The sequence below is a fragment of the Sanguibacter sp. Z6_81 genome (genome assembly GCF_057180625.1).
In genome coordinates, this window is sequence record NZ_JBXUFV010000001.1 from 463698 (window position 1) to 479260 (window position 15563).

Here is a 15563-nt window from a genome sequence, read left to right on the forward strand (position 1 = left end):
ACGTCGTGACTGACCTTCCCCTGCGGTCGATGACCGAGAGTGCGCTCGAGCTCCTGCACGCCTACGACGAGGTGAACCTCCGGCGCTTCGGCCGGGTGTGGACCACCGAGGAGCTCATGCTCGGCTTCGCGGGCGACGTCGGCGACCTCTCACGCCTCGTGGTCGCGCAGGCCGGGGTCCGCCACGTGGAGGACCTGGACGAGAAGGTCGCGCACGAGCTCGTCGACTGCCTGTGGTCCGTGCTCGTGCTCGCGGACCGCCTCGGCGTCGATCTCGGGACCGCCTTCCCCGCGAACCTCGCCGACCTCCACGCGCGCATCGCCGTGACGACCGCGCAGCTCGATGCCGCGCCGGACGAGGACACCGACGCGCCAGGAGGAGGCTGACCTTCGGCGGACCTCCGTGAGTCACGCCCTCGGACGCCACACCGAGCTGCGACCCCCGGTCTCCTGCGGGCCGCTCAGCTGTCGGCGAGCCCGAGGTACGGGCCGAGGACCCGCCGGAGCGGGGCGAGGGCCGCGGCGCGCTCGTCCGCGGTGCTCACGCGCTGCGTCGCCCGGATCTGCTGGGTGGCACTGAGCAGCATGGCGTCGATCATGTCCGCCATCGTGTCGGGGGCTGCCTCGCCGTGGTCCCGCAGCGCCTCGCGCAACGGCTCCTGGAGTGCCCGGTGGAACTCCTGCATGGGTCCGTGCAGGAGCGCGGGATCCACGACCGAGCCGAGAGCACGCGCGACGCGCTGCTCCGACCCGCCGAAGAAGGCGACGTTGCTCTCCACGTACGCCCACACCCGCTCGCCCGCGGTCGGCGCGGCGCTGATCGCCGCGCGGATGTGCTCCGCCCACCCCGGGAAGACGTCGGCGACCACGGCGGCCAGCAGGTCTTCCCGGGACCGGGCGTACTCGTAGACGCTCGACCGGGCGAGACCGGCCCGCTTCCCCACCTCAGCGAGGGAGGGCGCGAGGCCGGTCTCGGCGAGCAGGTCGCGGGCCGCGTCGAGCACCGCTCGGAGCTGCTGAGCACGGTGCTCTGCGACGGTCGCGGCGTTGATGCGCGGCACGGAGACCTCCCGGATCGGTCAGGCGGCGGCGCTCAGGCGCCCGTCCATCATGTGCAGGACGCGGTCGCAGTGGTGCAGCACGTCGTGGTCGTGGGTCACCATAACCGTCGCGACACCGTGGCGGTGCGCCTCGCGGGCGAGGAGCCCGACGATCTCCTGGCTGCGCGCACTGTCCAGCGCGGCCGTCGGCTCGTCGACGAGCAGCAGCCGGGGCCGGGTCATGAGCGCGCGGGCGATCCCCACGCGCTGGCGCTCGCCACCGGAGAGCGTGTCGGGACGTCGATCGGCGCGGTGGGACATACCGACCTCCTCGAGCAGCTCGAGCGGGTCCCGGGGGTTCTCGACGCGGCCGAGGTGCAGCGGGAGACGGAGCTGGTCGGCGGCGGTGAGGGAAGGGAGCAAGTTGCCGCTCTGGAAGACGAACCCGATCTGGGTGCGGCGCACCTCGGCCAGGGCTCGCGGTGAGGCGGTGACGAGGTCGGTGTCGCCGACGCGTGCCTGCCCGGACGTGGGCCGGATGAGCCCACCGGCGACGGCGAGGAGGCTGGACTTGCCGGAGCCCGAGGGGCCGACGACCGCGACGAGCTCGCCGGGCTCGACGTCCAGCGACACGGCGTCCAGGGCGGTGACGATCGCGTCGCCGTCGGTGTGCGTGAGGGTGACGTCGGCCAGGTGCAGGCCGGTGCCCGTGGTGACGGTGCTGCTCATCGGTTTCCTCCAAGAGCGGTCAGGGGGTCGACTTTGGTGATGCGCACGACCGCGACGCCGGCGCCGATCATGCCGAGCACGATGAGCAGCACGGTGGCGAGGGCGATCGGCGCCGCCTCGAGGGCGAACGGCATGGCGGTCGCCGAGACGCTCGCGCCGAGCAGGAGCCCGATGCTCACGCCGACGGCGGTGGAACCGAGCAGCAGGATCGCGGACTGGGTGAGGCTGTCGCGGAGGAGGAACCGCTTGCTCGCGCCGAGCGCGCGGAGCACAGCGATCTCCGTTCGGCGCTGGATCGTCACGACGGTGAAGAACGCACCGACGACGAGCGCGGAGATCGCGTAGAGGAACACCTGGATGAGCTGGAGCGTGGACGTCTCGGCCGTGTATCCCGGGGACGCACCGAAGGACTGCTCGAGCGTCATCGAGGTGGTCCCGGCAGCGGCGTCGAGGGCGGCCAGGTCGGGCGTCGCGCCGTCGGCGCTGCGGACGGCGATCGCGGTGACGTCGTCGTAGACGTGGTCGGGGACGGGCTCTCCGGCACGCACGCCGGAGCGGATCTCCTGCCACGTGGTGAGGTCGACGTAGCCGACGTCGACGTGCCCGTAGGTGTGCTGCCCGTCGAGGAATCCGACGACCTCGAGCTCGGTGTCCACCTGCTCGACGGTGACGACGTCTCCGAGCGAGACGCCCTCGTCCTGCAGGGTCGCGGGGAGGACGATCTCGCCGGGGCCGGCCATCTGGCTCCCGGAGGTGACGTCGGGGTTGAGCCACGCGTCAGGCTGCACGCCGAACAGCGAGAGGTCGACGTCGAGGCCCTCGCTCGTGCGTGAGTTCACGAGCGTGCTGCCGAACGGCGCCGCGTCCTGGACACCGTCGACGGCGGCCACGGTGTCAGCGGTGGTGACGTCCACCGTGGAACGGGAGAACGCGGCGGTCTTGTCCACGTCCTTCTCGAACGCGAAGGACGTGACGGGCAACTTCATCAGCCCGGACACGCCATCGTTGACGAGCCCGGACGAGAGCCCGGACAGCAGGACCATGAGAACGCTGATGAGCGCTACCACGGAGCCCATGAGGAGGAATCGTCCTCGGGCGAACTTCAGCTCACGCAACGCGAGAAACATGTCTACGCACCCAATCTTGTCGACGGCATGTCGACAACATTACGCGCGGAGAGGGTTTACCGACAACGCGTCGGGAACTCTGTGGGGCGAGTCATAACGTCCGAGCGGGACCCGTGATCCGAGGCCTGGGCGGCGTCAGGTCGGCGCACCGCCCAGCGGTACGGTCTCCAGGACCGCATGGAGTGGGCGCCCTTGCGGCCCCTGCCCGAGCCGCGACTCGACGAGATCGAGGGAGTCGACCACCCACTCCGGCCCGCGGTAGACGGACAGGGCGTGGGTCACGTGGGCAGCGTCGACACTCGCTCCGGCGCGGGAGATCGTCAGGTGGACCCGGTTGCGCTCCCGCGGGTCGCGGGCCGTGGTGAGCCGCGCGCGGACGTCCGCGAGGTCGTGCATCGCGCGCACGAGCGGCGCGGTCTCCCCGCTCACGCCCACCCACATGACGGTGCCGCGGAAGACGCCCGCGCCACCCAGGGCGAGGGCGAACGGCCCGGTCTCCCGGACCGCGGCGGCCACCCCGTCCGCCAGCTCGGGCACGACGCCGTCGGGCACGTCCCCGAAGAAGGCGACCGTGACGTGCCACGAGGAGCGGGGCGTCCACGGCGACCGGAGCGCCGCGCGCCGGGCGCGCCCTCCAGCACCACGGCGGGGGTGCACCGGAGGCGGCGGCACGGTGCCGAGCATGGCCAGCGCGTTCTCGAGGTGGTCGAGCACCTCGTCCGGTGGGGTGATCGCTGCGAAGAGCCGCACCTGACCACCCTAGGACGCACCGGACGCGGGCGGAAGGCTTGCCACCCTCCGCCCGCGCCCGGCCGCCCTGGACCGGTCAGTCGTCCGAGACCGTGATGGTCACGTCGATGTTGCCGCGGGTCGCGTCCGAGTACGGGCACACCTCGTGCGCCGCGTCGGCGATCTCCTGCGCGACGTCGTGCTCGACGCCGGGGAGGACGACCTCGAGGAGGACCGCGAGGCGGAACCCCGGCTGGTCGTCCGGCTTGGGCATGATCTGCACGCGCCCACCGACGGAGGAGTCGGCGACGTCGACCTTGCGGGTGCGGGCGATCATCTGGACGGCGGAGTGGAAGCACGCCGCGTATCCGGCGGCGAAGAGCTGCTCCGGGTTGGAGCCGTCGCCGGAGCCACCCATCGCCTGGGGGATGGCGAGGTCGAGGTCGATCCGGCCGTCGGAGGAGCGCACATGACCGTTGCGGCCGGCACCGGTCGAGAGGGCGTCAGCGGTGTACAGGGGGTCCATGAGGGAGCCTTTCGGTTGCGAGCGAGGGTGTGGTGCGTGTGGTGCAGTGCAGCGCGCGACGGGTGTCCGCGCGACGGGTCAGCGGCGCGAGGGCGGTGAACGCGTCCAGAGTTCCGGCATGCCCTCCGGACCCTGCCGCGCGTCACGCGCCGCAGCCCGGCGGGCGCTCCACATCAGGACGGAGACCGCCACCACAGCACCAGCGCCCGCCCCTGCCACCACGAGCGTGACCGCCCACGAGGGCCCCTGGGACACGGTGCGGCCGTCAGGGAGCGTCCACTCGCACCGGGCACCCAGGGGAACGATCGAGACGCTCGCCGTCCCGGTCAGTCCCTCCCCGCCGACCTCACGGACCTCCGACGGAGCAGCCCGGCCGAAGCACACCGTCGCCCGGTTCGCGCCCAGGTCAGCCGCAAGCGTCCCGACGACCGCCAGCCCGGCGACCATCACGCAGCTCACGATGACGACCATCACCGCACCGGCCGCTGCAGCCTCCCGCAACGCCCGCACGCGCTCAGCCATGTCAGCGCTCGCGAGCGCCGAAGACGTGCAGACCGACGTCGTCGGAGAAGCGTTCGCACGCCAGGACGCCGCGGACCGAGTTGCCGACCTCGTCGAGCGGCGGGCTGTAGACGCCGATGCCCGCGGTCCACGGGGAGGCCGCAACGAGTCCGCCGGCGACACCCGACTTCGCGGGCAACCCCACACGACGCAACCACTGGCCCGACCCGTCGTACATGCCGCAGGACGCCATGACGCTGAGGACCGTGGTGACCACGGCGCCACTGACCACCTGCTCCCCCGTCACCGGGTTGCGTCCACCGAAGGCGAGCGTCGCGCCCATGAACGCGAGCGCCTCCGCGGTGACGAGCACGGAGCACGCGCGGGAGTAGACGGAGATCGCGTCGTCGACCGAGACGTCGAGGGTGCCGGCGGACCGCATGAGGTGGCCGAGCGCCCGGTTGCGGTCACCGAGGAGGTACTCGGACCGGCTCACGTCCTCGTCGATCGTGAGCTCGCGGCCAGCGAACGCCGAGAGCCCTGCGAGGATGCGCTCCACCCGCTCGTCAGGCGTCGAGCCGTCCACGAGGTTCGCGGTGAGCAGGGCACCCGCGTTGACCATGGGGTTCGGCGGGCGCCCCGTGTCGCTCTCGAGGATGACGGCGTCGAACGGCTCGCCGGTCGGCTCGGTGCCGACGCGGTCAAGGATCTCCTCGCCGCGGTCCGCGAGGGCCAGAGCGTAGACGAACGGCTTGACGACGGACTGCACGGAGAACTCCCGGTCGGCATCGGCCGTGGAGCGCAGCGAACCCTCGGCATCGACGACGGCGATGCCGCAGACGTCGGGGTCGGCGGACGCGAGCTCGGGGATGCTGTCGTCGACCTCTCCGTCGGTGGCGGAGAGGAGGTCCGCACGCAGGGCCTCGAGGTCGTAGTCGTGCAGGGGACAGCTCATCGCTCCAGTGAAACAGCGCGGCGCGTCGCACGCCCGACGAGACGCCGCCACCTGCCCGCACGCCACCGACGACCTCGGTAGACTCGCCGGATGCCCATCTTCGTCCCGACCCGGTCGCGCGCGCGCGTGCGCGCCGCCGAGGCGTGCCCGAAGCGGCTGCTGCGCACGCTCCGTCACTCCGGGACGAACGGGTGGACGAGCTCCTGGGGAACCAACGCACACGGTGAGATCGCCGGCTGCCCGCCGCCATCCCCCTAGGTCAGCGTTCGCCCTCTCGTCGAGACCCGCGGACGCCAGTCCGCGTGCACCCTGTGACGAGAGAGAACACCCATGAAGAACACGTCTGCGCCCCTGCCCACCAACCAGCGGCCACCGTCCATCTGGCGCGGCATCCACCAGACGCTCGCCAAGGACACGATGGGCGGCGCGTTGCTCCTCGGAGCGACCGTGCTCGCGCTCGTCCTGGCGAACGGCCCAGCAGCCGACCTCTACATGTCGGTGCGGGACGTCCGCTTCGGGCCGGAACAGCTGCACCTCAACCTCAGCGTCGGTGCGTGGGCAGCAGACGGGCTGCTCGCAATCTTCTTCTTCGTCGTCGGCCTCGAGCTCAAGGAGGAGTTCGTCGCCGGCAAGCTGCGCAACCCGCGCAGCGCGGCGGTCCCCATCGTCGCAGCGGTCGGCGGCGTGGCCGTCCCCGCGCTGCTGTTCGTCGCGATCAACCAGCACCGCGGCGGCGAGGCCTTGAACGGGTGGGCCATCCCGGCGGCCACCGACATCGCGTTCGCGGTCGCCGTCATCGCCGTCTTCGGACGAGCCCTGCCCCCGGCCCTGCGGACCTTCCTCCTCACCCTCGCGGTCGTCGACGACCTCATCGCCATCACGATCATCGCCGTCTTCTACAGCGACGGCATCCAGCTCGGCATGCTCGCGCTGTCGCTGCTCCCGCTCGCGGCGTTCGCCGTCGCCGTCCAGCGCGGTGTCCGAGCCTGGTGGATCCTCGTCCCGCTCGCCGTCGTGATGTGGACGCTCATGCACGCGTCAGGTGTCCACGCCACGGTCGCCGGCGTCCTCCTCGGGTTCGTCGTTCCCGTCGTCGCGACGCGCCGTGCGCGCGTGAGCGCCGGCACCGACGAGACCGGCCAGCCCATGTACGAGGGGCTCGCGGCGCACTTCGCGGACCGGTGGAGCGTGGTGTCCACCGCCGTCGCGGTGCCTGTGTTCGCGTTCTTCTCCGCAGGTGTCGCCGTGGGCGGGCTCGCCGGGCTCCGCGAGTCCCTCACCGACTCGATCGCGGTGGGGATCATCGTGGGCCTCGTCGTCGGGAAGGTCGTCGGCATCACCGGCGCGACGTTCCTCCTCACCCGGCTGCCGGGGATCCGGATCGACCCGTCGATCCGCTGGGTCGACGTCATCGGGATGGCGTTCGTCGCCGGGATCGGCTTCACGGTGTCGCTCCTCGTGGGAGACCTCTCCTACCCCGAGGGCAGCGCGGCTGCCGACCACGTCAAGGTCGGTGTGCTCACCGGGTCCGTCCTCGCCGCCAGCCTCGGCGCGACCATTCTCGGTGTCCGCAACCGGCACTACCGGGCGCTGGGCACGGTCGGCTAGCCCGACACCTTGCTGAGCACGCCCTGCTGAGCACGCAGCGGCCGCCGCTCCTACTGTGGGACCACACGCACGCTCCGTTTCCCGGGAGGTCGCCATGGCTGAGGTCGTCCTGTTCCACCACGTGCTCGGGCTGACGGACGGGGTGCGCGCGTTCGCCGAGGAGCTCCGCACGGCGGGCCACACGGTCCACACGCCGGACATGTTCGAGGGCCGCACCTTCGGATCGATCGACGAGGGCCTCGACTTCGCTCGGCACACGGGCTTCGCCGAGGTCTCCGCGCGCGGCGAGCGTGAGGCACACGCGCTCCCGCCCGAGATCGTCCCCATGGGCATGTCCATGGGCGTCATCCCCGCGCAGACGCTCGCGCAGACGCGCCCGGGAGTCCGGGCCGCCATCCTGCTCCACGGATGCGTGCCCACCTCAGAGCTCGGCACGTGGCCCGCCGGGCTGCCCGGCCAGGTGCACGGCATGGACGCGGACCCGTACTTCGTCGACGAGGGCGACCTGGACGCCGCGCGCGCGTTGGTGGAGGAGGCCGACGACGCCGAGCTGTTCCTCTACCCGGGCGACAAGCACCTCTTCACCGACTCCTCGCTGCCCGACTACGACGTCGATGCGGCCGCGCTCGTCCTGGAGCGGGTGCTCCTCTTCCTCACGCGGGTCTGACCACGGTCGACCCGGCGCCGCTGCCGCGCATACGCGTGCACGTGCGAAGGAACCGGGGAGATCGGTGTGGGCTCGGTGGAGCCACCACGCCCGGGGGGCCAGAGCCCCTACCTTGAGCGCATGCAGACCAGCATCGAGACGAGCGGGCAGAGCGGGCCGGACGAGCCCACGGGCGACAGCGACGGGCCACAGGCCACGTCCGACGTCCGTGCCACCCGCCCCGTCCTCGGAGTGTGCGCCCTGGCCCTGGCCGCCCTCGGCCTCGCACTCAGCACGGCGCTCCACCTGGCAGCGGACGACGTCGTCCTCGTCGTCGGCGAGCGGTACGTCGAGCCGGCATTCACCGCACCCCTGACGGCGGTGGCGAGCGTGGCTCTCGCGCTCCGTGGGTGGGCACTCCTGCGCGAGCAGCCAGGTGACCGCGTCTGGACCGACGGCATCACCACCGGCGTCATCGCCTGGTTCGTCCTCGCCGCGTGTGCCCTCGCCTCAGGTATCGGGATCCTCCTCATCTTTGCCGTGCCGCTGTACGAGCAGGCTGTCCTCGGCGCGGCGCTGCTCACCGTCGTCGTGCTCGCCGTACGGGAGGCCGCCCGACGCTCCGGGCGCGACCGCCTGCGGGGACTCGCTGTGCTCTGCGTCGTGGCACTCGTCGTCACGAGTGCCACACTCCTCGGGAGCAGCGCCGTGGCCATAGCCAACAGCGACGTGACGGTCGTTCGCTCGCCGGACGGGACCGCGACGGCCGTGCGGACGGACCGGATGTTCGGGTACGAGAGCACCTCCACCTGCCGAGCCGCCGCCGGGTCACCGATCGCACACTGCACGCCCGACGCTGGGAGCAGCAGCCGCTAGGCCGCGCCGCAGGTCTCCCGCGCGGGCCTGCGCGGGAGAGACTGGACGGGTGACCACTCCCGACACGACCGCGCCCGGCCCTCTGCACGGCGTCCGCGTCCTCATCCCCCGCGCACCGGGCCGCGGGGCCGGCCTCGCCGCGAAGGTCGAGTCAGCAGGTGGCGGGGCGCTCCTCGCGCCGATGATCTCCCGCGCGGAGATCGACGACGCCCAGCGCGCCGAGGTGCACGACGCCGTCGCCGGGCTCGCGGCCGGGACGTTCTCCTGGGTCGTGGTCACGAGCGTCAACGCGATCGACGAGCTCGTCGCCGCCGCGAGCCGCGACGGCTCCCGGCTCGCCGACGTCCCGGCCCGGTGGGCCGCCGTCGGGCCGGCGACCGCGCGCGCCCTGCGCGACGTCGGGATCGAGCCAGCGTTCGTCGCGACCGAGAACTCCGCGCGCGGGCTCCTCGCGGAGTGGCCCGACGTCGCGCCGGGTGCGCAGGCCCCGGCGCCCGGCGCCGGAGAGCACGGCACTGAGGAGCAGGACGCTGAGGAGCAGGGCGCTGGAGAGGGCACCGCGGCACCCCGGGTCCTGCTCCCCCTCGGCGACCTCGCCGAACCCACTCTCGAGCGTGGGCTCGCCGCCCTCGGCTACGACCCCGTGCGCATCACGACCTACCGCACCGTCTCCCACCCGGCACCGCCGGAGGTCGTGACGGACTGGGCGGCGGGCCGCATCGACGTCGTCGTGCTCACGTCCGGGAGCGTCGCCCGGGAAGTCGCGCGGCAGCTCGGGCCGCGCGACGACGTGCGGGCCGTGAGCATCGGGGAACCGACCCGCCGCGCGGCCGAGGCGGCCGGTCAGCGTGTGAGCACTGTCGCAGCCGCGGCGACGGACGAGGCGCTGTTCAGCGCGATAATTGAGGCAGTGAGCACGCCCCGCACCCTGGAGGAACCGTGACCCGTCCCCGCCGCCTGCGCACCACCCCCGCGCTGCGCGCCCTCGTCTCCGAGACCCACGTGCACCCGCGCGACCTCGTGCTGCCGCTGTTCATCAAGGAGGGCGCGAGCGAGCCCGTCGCCATCTCCTCGATGCCGGGCGTGCTGCACCACACCGAGGAGTCGCTCGCGGCGGCGGTCGACGAGGCGGCTCGGGCCGGGATCGGCGGCGTCATGCTCTTCGGTGTCCCCGAGGTCCGGGACGCGACGGGCTCCGGGGCGGACGACCCGGACGGGATCCTCAACCTCGGCATCCGCATCGCCGTCGAGGCCGCCGCGGGGCGCCTCGTCGTCATGGCGGACCTCTGCCTCGACGAGTTCACCGACCACGGCCACTGCGGCGTCCTCGACGCGCGCGGGGGTGTCGACAACGACGCGACCCTTGACCGCTATGTCGCCATGGGCCTCGCGCAGGCCGCGGCGGGCGCCGAGGTGCTGGGCCTGTCCGGGATGATGGACGGCCAGGTCCGCGCCGTGCGCGAGGGGCTCGACGCTGCGGGGTTCCAGGACACCGCGATCCTCGCGTACTCCGCGAAGTATGCGTCCGCGTTCTACGGGCCGTTCCGCGAGGCCGTCGAGTCGACGCTCGAGGGCGACCGACGCACGTACCAGCTCGACCCGGCCAACCGCCGCGAGGGCAACCGCGAGGCGGACATCGACCTCCTCGAGGGCGCGGACATCATCATGGTCAAGCCCGCCATGAGCTACCTCGACGTCCTCGCCGACGTCGCCGCCAGCTCCGACGTGCCCGTCGCCGCCTACCAGGTGTCCGGCGAGTACGCGATGATCGAGGCCGCGGCCGCCAACGGCTGGATCAACCGCCGCGGCGCCATCGAGGAGTCCGTGCTGGGCATCAAGCGCGCCGGCGCGGACATCGTCCTCACGTACTGGGCCGTCGAGCTCGCGGGCTGGCTCCGCGAGCAGCGCTGACGCCCGTCCCCACACCGCACACCTCCCGCACCGACGAACGGACCACCATGCACGACGACGCAGCGAACCACTCCGCCTTCGAGCGCGCCCAGGGGGTCCTGCCCGGCGGCGTGAACTCTCCCGTGCGCGCATACCGCTCGGTGGGTGGCGACCCGCGCTTCATCGCGTCGGCGTCCGGCCCGTACATCACCGATGTCGCGGGCAACGAGTACGTCGACCTCGTGTGCTCCTGGGGTCCGGCGCTGCTCGGGCACGCTCACCCGGCTGTCGTGGCCGCGGTGCAGGAGGCCGCGGCACGTGGCCTGTCGTTCGGTGCGCCGACCCTCGGTGAGGTGGAGCTCGCGGAGGAGGTCCGGCGCCGGATCCCCGCTGCGGAGCGCGTGCGGCTCGTCTCGACGGGCACCGAGGCGACCATGACCGCGGTGCGCCTGGCGCGCGGCGTCACCGGTCGCCCGCTCATCATCAAGTTCGCCGGCTGCTACCACGGGCACGTCGACTCGCTGCTGGCCGAGGCGGGGTCCGGCGTCGCGACGCAGGCACTCCCCGGCTCGGCCGGTGTCACGGAGGCGACCGCCGCCGAGACCCTTGTCCTGCCGTACAACGACCTCGAGGCCGTGGAGACCGCGTTCGCGGCCCGCGGGCCGGAGATCGCCGCTGTCATCACCGAGGCCGCACCCGCGAACATGGGCGTCGTCCCGCCGATGCCCGGCTTCAACGAGGGCCTGCGGCGCATCACGAGCGAGCACGGTGCCCTGCTCATCCTCGACGAGGTGCTCACCGGGTTCCGGGTCAGCGAGAGCGGCTGGTGGGGCTACGAGACGTCCGTGCTCGGGGCGTCGTTCACGCCCGACCTCTTCACGTTCGGCAAGGTCATCGGCGGCGGCATGCCCGTCGCCGCAGTGGCCGGGGCCGCGGCGCTCATGGACCAGCTCGCACCGCTCGGCCCCGTCTACCAGGCCGGGACGCTGTCCGGGAACCCCGTCGCCGTCGCCGCCGGGCTCGCCACCCTGCGCGCCGCAGACGCCGCCGTGTACTCACGGGTGAACGACGTCTCGCGCATCGTCGGCTCCGCAGCGTCCGCGGCACTCGACGCAGAGGGCGTCGCGCACCGCGTCCAGTACTCCGGCAACCTCTTCTCCGTCATGTTCGGCGAGGCCGCCGCAGGAACCGGAACCCGCTCGTACGCCGAGGTCCAGGCGTCCGACACCTTCCGCTACCCCCCGTTCTTCCACGCCATGCTCGACGCCGGGATCTCCCTGCCGCCGTCGGTCTACGAGGCCTGGTTCGTCTCCGCAGCGCACGACGACGCCGCGGTCGACCGGATCCTCGCGGCGCTGCCCGGGGCGGCACGGGCGGCGGCAGCGGCGCAGCCCATGCTCTGAGCCTTTCAGGGGTTCAGTCTTTGGGCGCCGACACCGGTTTTATATCCCAAGAACTACACCGCTGTCAGTCCCTCGGTGGCCAAATCGGGCGGGCTGCCGCGGGACCGTTCGCCCTCGGCCACTGGGCGGCTTGCGGGTGCTGCGTCTCCTTGCCACAGGGCGGCACGGTCATCACGGTCTGTGCGGCTGAGGCTCCCCGAGTTGCGTTGCTATATCAAGTCAAGTGCGCGGCTCACGCCGCGCCCTCCCCGCCCGGCGGCTCTTCAACTGGAGCAGGAGCATACGAGCGCCGAGGAGGGGCCGTCGCTGCGCAGAAGCGCTTGCCGAACTCAGTTAAAACCATTGCGCCGCGCTGGAGCGTCACGCTGAACAGACCGTCCCCCGCAAAAGCGTCTCTATAGAGCGCGTACTCCGGCCGCGTGTCGGCCCACACATAGGCCCTCTCGTCCTTCAGGTTGAGGTCGTACGAGACGGTAAACAAGCCGAGCCGCACCCAATTATCGACGTAGACGGGCCCCATCCACTCCTCTACAGGGTTGCCAGCGTCGTCGCGCCACGGCAGCAGGTGCCGGACGACATCCACATACCCATACTCCGGGGACTCTCGCCGCACACACACGATTGGCGAGTTGGACGATGAGTTCGACAGAACTTGTGCCAGGAGGAGAGCCTCTCGCGGGGCTAGCTGTTTGACAATCTCCGCGAAGGCCGGGTGAGCTCCCGCGTTCCTGCGGCTGTCGGTAGCCGTCGCGAGCAGGTTGAGGTACATCTCTTTCAAGTCAGGCTCTTCCACGCTGTACGCGAGGCCCTGCATCGCCGGCACTGCGATGGAGGGCGGCGGTGTCACTAGGTTCTCATCGGGTGTTTCGGCAAGTTTCGCAGCCATCTCGCTCGGAAATGTGCTCTCGAAGTAATCGTCCGCGAGACCGGCCCATCGTTTCAGAGGCCTGAAAAGTTGGAGCAGGAGGGTTTGCTTTAGTGCAACACGCCGCGCATAGGCCTCGGCACCCGCCCGCATAGCTGGCGACTCTTTGGCTAACTCCTGTAGTTGCTTCTTATCGGAGTCGTCTACACGGAGCACTTTTCCTGCCGCTGATAGCGCCTTGCCCGCTACGCCCCCTGCCACAATCTCCCCAGTCATGCCCCGATAATCGCTGCCGGCCGGTCTGATGTCCAGGGGGTTGGTTTGGGTCTTGTCGGCTTCCCGGCCTGCGTCGCACCTGAGGCGAGGACGTGGAGGCCGGCCTGGGACGCAGGCCACACTTTGCGCATGGACATCGAATCCCTGACGCACGACGTCGAATCCGTGTCGCAGCACTACGCCGAGCGGCACACCATCGACCGGACCGACGACTGGTTCATGCTCAAGCTCCACGAGGAGGTCGGCGAGCTGACTCAGGCGTACCTCGCTCTGGCCGGTCAGAGTCGTGACAAGGGCCGCTCCGCCGATGAACGCTCAGCCGACTTTCGAGCAGAGCTGGCCGACGTGCTCGCGCAGGTCCTGCTGCTCGCGAACCGGCACGATGTCGATCTGGTGGAGGAGATTCGTGAGAAGTGGCTCGTCTGGAAGCCCTCCTGAGCGCAGTTACAGGTCGAAGCGGCTGCACGCCGTCACGTACGGGACGTCGACCGGCTCAGAGTCCCGCAACGCGGGATGCGTGTCGAGGAGCTCTTGAACCTCGGCCAGCACGGCCGCGCGGTCCTGCGGCGACAGGGTGATGACATAGCTGCGGGAGGCCACGAGGTCGAGCACCGCAGGCTTGCTGAGCCGGTGCGTCCACGGCACCTCCAGCTGCTCGCCGGGACCGAAGGGGGAGCCCACCCCCGGGTCGTCGACGTTCCGGGGCTGCCCGACGCCGCGGCTCATGAGGCTGCCGAGCAGGCGCACCCAGTCCTCGCGCTCGTCGTGCACGTTCCACAGCAGGCAGAGCCGCCCGCCCGGAGCAAGGACCCGCGCGACCTCAGGGACAGCACGGGCGGGGTCGAACCAGTGCCACGCCTGCGCGACGAGGACGACGTCCACACTCCCGTCGGGCAGCGGGATCTGCTCCGCGCTCCCCTCGAGCGCTCGCGCGTCGGGCACCATGCGTGCGAGCTCGCGTCGCATCCCGGCAGAGGGTTCGACGGCGACGACCGACAGGCCGCGTCGCACGAGCTGTCGGGTGAGCTTCCCGGTGCCTGCGCCCAGGTCCAGTGCAGTCGTGGCGCCGTCCGGCAGGAGCCAGTCGAGCGCGGCGTCGGGGTAGGACGGGCGGCTGCGCTCGTACTCCTCCGCTGCCGCACCGAAGGAGGCGGCGTGCCGCGCGTGGTCATCGGGCGATGGCATCGCGCCATCGTGCCAGACGGGCCACCGATGCCGTCGCAGAACGGGTCAGCGCGCCGAACCTGCGAGCGTCCCCACGACCTGCTCGTTACCGGACCGGACGAGGCAGATGATCTCCCACCCTGCCGACCCGTCCGCCTGCGGGTACGGCGCCGACATGGGGTTGAAGAACAGCGACGACTCCTCGGCCGGGATCCCGATGAAGCCGGGGAACTCGCCCGCACAGAACGCCTGCGACACGACTGACTGCTCGTCCTCGCCCGAGAACGCGTCCTCCGCGACGACGGTTCGCGCGAACACCTCCTCGTCGTGCGGCCCGGAGCAGGGAACGGTGGGGATGACGTCGTTGAGGAGGTCGTCGTTGTTCAGGCACTCGCCCACCTCGAGTCCCCACCCAGGGGCGCTGGCGCCGTCGGGCACTCCCTCGGTTGCGGTGGGTGCGTCCGTTCCCTCGTCGGGTCCGGGGGACTCCACGGGATCGACCGCCCGCACCGTTTCCGGTTCCGATGTCCCTGGGGACGGCGAGCAGGCTGTCAGGACGACGAGCGTCGCCGTGACGACGGACAGGAGGACCGGTTGTGCTCGCACGGGGGACGCCCTTCGTCTGCGGCCGGGAAGGGCCCGCGGGATGCAATGTGTACCGGTTTGGCCACGTATCGCTCCGCTGAGGGTAGCGCCTCTCGCCAACCTCTGGACAGGGCGCGCGCGGGTTCGCCCCGCAGCGCTCCGCCCGTCAAGCGGGCAGGTCCCCGGGGCAGCCGACGGGAGGGCGCGTGGTGTGAGAAGTTAGATCCTGCTGAGCAGCAGCTGCTGCAGCAGCACGTCCCACCGGACGTCCAGAGCACATGAGGAGCCCACCATGCCTGTCATCACCACCCTCGGGGTCAGCGGGATGACCTGCAGCCACTGCGTCGCCGCCGTCACCAACGAGCTGGAGACCGTGGACGGCGTCGAGCGCGTCAGCGTCGAGCTGCGCAAGGACGAGACCTCCGAGGTCACGGTCCTGTCCCACGAGCCCCTCGATGAGGCCGCCCTGCGCGCCGCGATCACCGAGGCCGGCTACGAGACGACGTCCGTCGACGTCCAGACGAACGGCCTCGCCGCACAGGCCAAGGAGCAGCACGAGCAGCAGGAGGAGTTCTACTCCCACGGCGAGCAGGGCAGCACCCCGCTCACCTGAGCAGCACTACCCCCGCGCGGGACGGGTGAGC

General features: G+C 71.5%; 20 protein-coding genes. 10 read left to right on the forward strand and 10 right to left on the reverse strand.

The annotated features are described in order from the left end of the window. Positions 1 to 5: 5 nt before the first annotated feature. A complete protein-coding gene (locus tag AC2AXK_RS02180) occupies positions 6 to 386 on the forward strand; it encodes a nucleoside triphosphate pyrophosphohydrolase family protein (protein ID WP_484343694.1) in 381 nt (126 codons plus the stop codon). A 74-nt stretch (positions 387 to 460) separates the two neighbouring features. Here the strand turns inward: AC2AXK_RS02180 and AC2AXK_RS02185 are convergent, their stop codons facing one another. The 7 genes from AC2AXK_RS02185 to glsA form a co-directional block, all read right to left on the reverse strand. Next, on the reverse strand, positions 461 to 1060 hold the full coding sequence (locus AC2AXK_RS02185) for a TetR/AcrR family transcriptional regulator (protein ID WP_484343695.1): 600 nt from the start codon (positions 1058 to 1060) through the stop codon (positions 461 to 463). A gap of 18 nt (positions 1061 to 1078) precedes the next feature. Beyond that, a complete protein-coding gene (locus AC2AXK_RS02190) occupies positions 1079 to 1768 on the reverse strand; it encodes an ABC transporter ATP-binding protein (RefSeq protein ID WP_484343696.1) in 690 nt (229 codons plus the stop codon). Continuing rightward, complete coding sequence (locus AC2AXK_RS02195; RefSeq protein ID WP_484343697.1) at positions 1765 to 2895, reverse strand: ABC transporter permease; 1131 nt, start codon at positions 2893 to 2895, stop codon at positions 1765 to 1767. Before AC2AXK_RS02195 ends, AC2AXK_RS02190 begins: the two co-directional genes overlap by 4 nt. A 135-nt stretch (positions 2896 to 3030) precedes the next feature. Next, a complete protein-coding gene (thpR, locus tag AC2AXK_RS02200) occupies positions 3031 to 3645 on the reverse strand; it encodes an RNA 2',3'-cyclic phosphodiesterase (protein ID WP_484343698.1) in 615 nt (204 codons plus the stop codon). A gap of 76 nt (positions 3646 to 3721) precedes the next feature. Next, the gene (locus tag AC2AXK_RS02205; protein ID WP_484343699.1) at positions 3722 to 4150 is read right to left on the reverse strand and encodes an organic hydroperoxide resistance protein; all 429 of its coding nucleotides are present in this window, start codon (positions 4148 to 4150) and stop codon (positions 3722 to 3724) included. A gap of 78 nt (positions 4151 to 4228) precedes the next feature. Beyond that, entirely contained in the window at positions 4229 to 4672 is a 444-nt protein-coding gene (locus AC2AXK_RS02210; RefSeq protein WP_484343700.1) for a hypothetical protein, read from the reverse strand. Between the two features lies 1 nt (position 4673). Then, positions 4674 to 5606, reverse strand: coding sequence for a glutaminase A (glsA, locus tag AC2AXK_RS02215; RefSeq protein ID WP_484343701.1), 933 nt, complete (start codon positions 5604 to 5606; stop codon positions 4674 to 4676). 90 nt (positions 5607 to 5696) lie between these two features. On the opposite strand from glsA, the gene AC2AXK_RS02220 reads away from it, so the two are divergent. The 7 genes from AC2AXK_RS02220 (at position 5697) to hemL (ending at position 12029) form a co-directional block, all read left to right on the forward strand. Further along, complete coding sequence (locus tag AC2AXK_RS02220) at positions 5697 to 5864, forward strand: hypothetical protein (RefSeq protein WP_484343702.1); 168 nt, start codon at positions 5697 to 5699, stop codon at positions 5862 to 5864. A 72-nt stretch (positions 5865 to 5936) separates the two neighbouring features. Then, on the forward strand, positions 5937 to 7214 hold the full coding sequence (gene nhaA / locus AC2AXK_RS02225; protein WP_484343703.1) for a Na+/H+ antiporter NhaA: 1278 nt from the start codon (positions 5937 to 5939) through the stop codon (positions 7212 to 7214). Positions 7215 to 7308: 94 nt separating this feature from the next. Continuing rightward, positions 7309 to 7881, forward strand: a complete 573-nt coding sequence (locus AC2AXK_RS02230; protein WP_484343704.1) for a dienelactone hydrolase family protein — start codon at positions 7309 to 7311, stop codon at positions 7879 to 7881. Between the two features lie 120 nt (positions 7882 to 8001). Continuing rightward, positions 8002 to 8736: a hypothetical protein gene (locus AC2AXK_RS02235; protein WP_484343705.1), complete on the forward strand. Its 735-nt coding sequence runs from the start codon at positions 8002 to 8004 to the stop codon at positions 8734 to 8736. Positions 8737 to 8785: 49 nt separating this feature from the next. Further along, positions 8786 to 9679 carry a uroporphyrinogen-III synthase gene (locus tag AC2AXK_RS02240; protein WP_484343706.1) on the forward strand — a complete coding sequence of 298 codons (894 nt, stop codon included), beginning with the start codon at positions 8786 to 8788 and terminating at the stop codon, positions 9677 to 9679. Next, positions 9676 to 10647 (forward strand): porphobilinogen synthase, encoded by a 972-nt coding sequence (hemB, locus tag AC2AXK_RS02245; protein WP_484343707.1) that lies wholly within the window; start codon positions 9676 to 9678, stop codon positions 10645 to 10647. The genes AC2AXK_RS02240 and hemB overlap by 4 nt, the downstream gene beginning before the upstream one ends. A 47-nt stretch (positions 10648 to 10694) precedes the next feature. Further along, positions 10695 to 12029: a glutamate-1-semialdehyde 2,1-aminomutase gene (gene hemL, locus AC2AXK_RS02250; RefSeq protein ID WP_484343708.1), complete on the forward strand. Its 1335-nt coding sequence runs from the start codon at positions 10695 to 10697 to the stop codon at positions 12027 to 12029. A gap of 232 nt (positions 12030 to 12261) precedes the next feature. Here the strand turns inward: hemL and AC2AXK_RS02255 are convergent, their stop codons facing one another. Then, positions 12262 to 13170 carry a DUF4393 domain-containing protein gene (locus tag AC2AXK_RS02255; RefSeq protein WP_484343709.1) on the reverse strand — a complete coding sequence of 303 codons (909 nt, stop codon included), beginning with the start codon at positions 13168 to 13170 and terminating at the stop codon, positions 12262 to 12264. A 129-nt stretch (positions 13171 to 13299) separates the two neighbouring features. Here AC2AXK_RS02255 and AC2AXK_RS02260 point away from each other — a divergent pair, with 129 nt between their 5' ends. Beyond that, entirely contained in the window at positions 13300 to 13608 is a 309-nt protein-coding gene (locus AC2AXK_RS02260; RefSeq protein WP_484343710.1) for a MazG nucleotide pyrophosphohydrolase domain-containing protein, read from the forward strand. 6 nt (positions 13609 to 13614) lie between these two features. On the opposite strand, the gene AC2AXK_RS02265 is transcribed toward AC2AXK_RS02260, so the two are convergent. Beyond that, positions 13615 to 14355, reverse strand: coding sequence for a class I SAM-dependent methyltransferase (locus AC2AXK_RS02265; protein WP_484343711.1), 741 nt, complete (start codon positions 14353 to 14355; stop codon positions 13615 to 13617). Positions 14356 to 14400: 45 nt separating this feature from the next. Then, positions 14401 to 14826 (reverse strand): hypothetical protein, encoded by a 426-nt coding sequence (locus AC2AXK_RS02270; RefSeq protein ID WP_484343712.1) that lies wholly within the window; start codon positions 14824 to 14826, stop codon positions 14401 to 14403. 385 nt (positions 14827 to 15211) lie between these two features. Between AC2AXK_RS02270 and AC2AXK_RS02275 the strand changes: the two genes are divergently transcribed. Then, positions 15212 to 15532, forward strand: a complete 321-nt coding sequence (locus tag AC2AXK_RS02275) for a heavy-metal-associated domain-containing protein (RefSeq protein ID WP_484343713.1) — start codon at positions 15212 to 15214, stop codon at positions 15530 to 15532. Positions 15533 to 15563 lie beyond the last annotated feature (31 nt).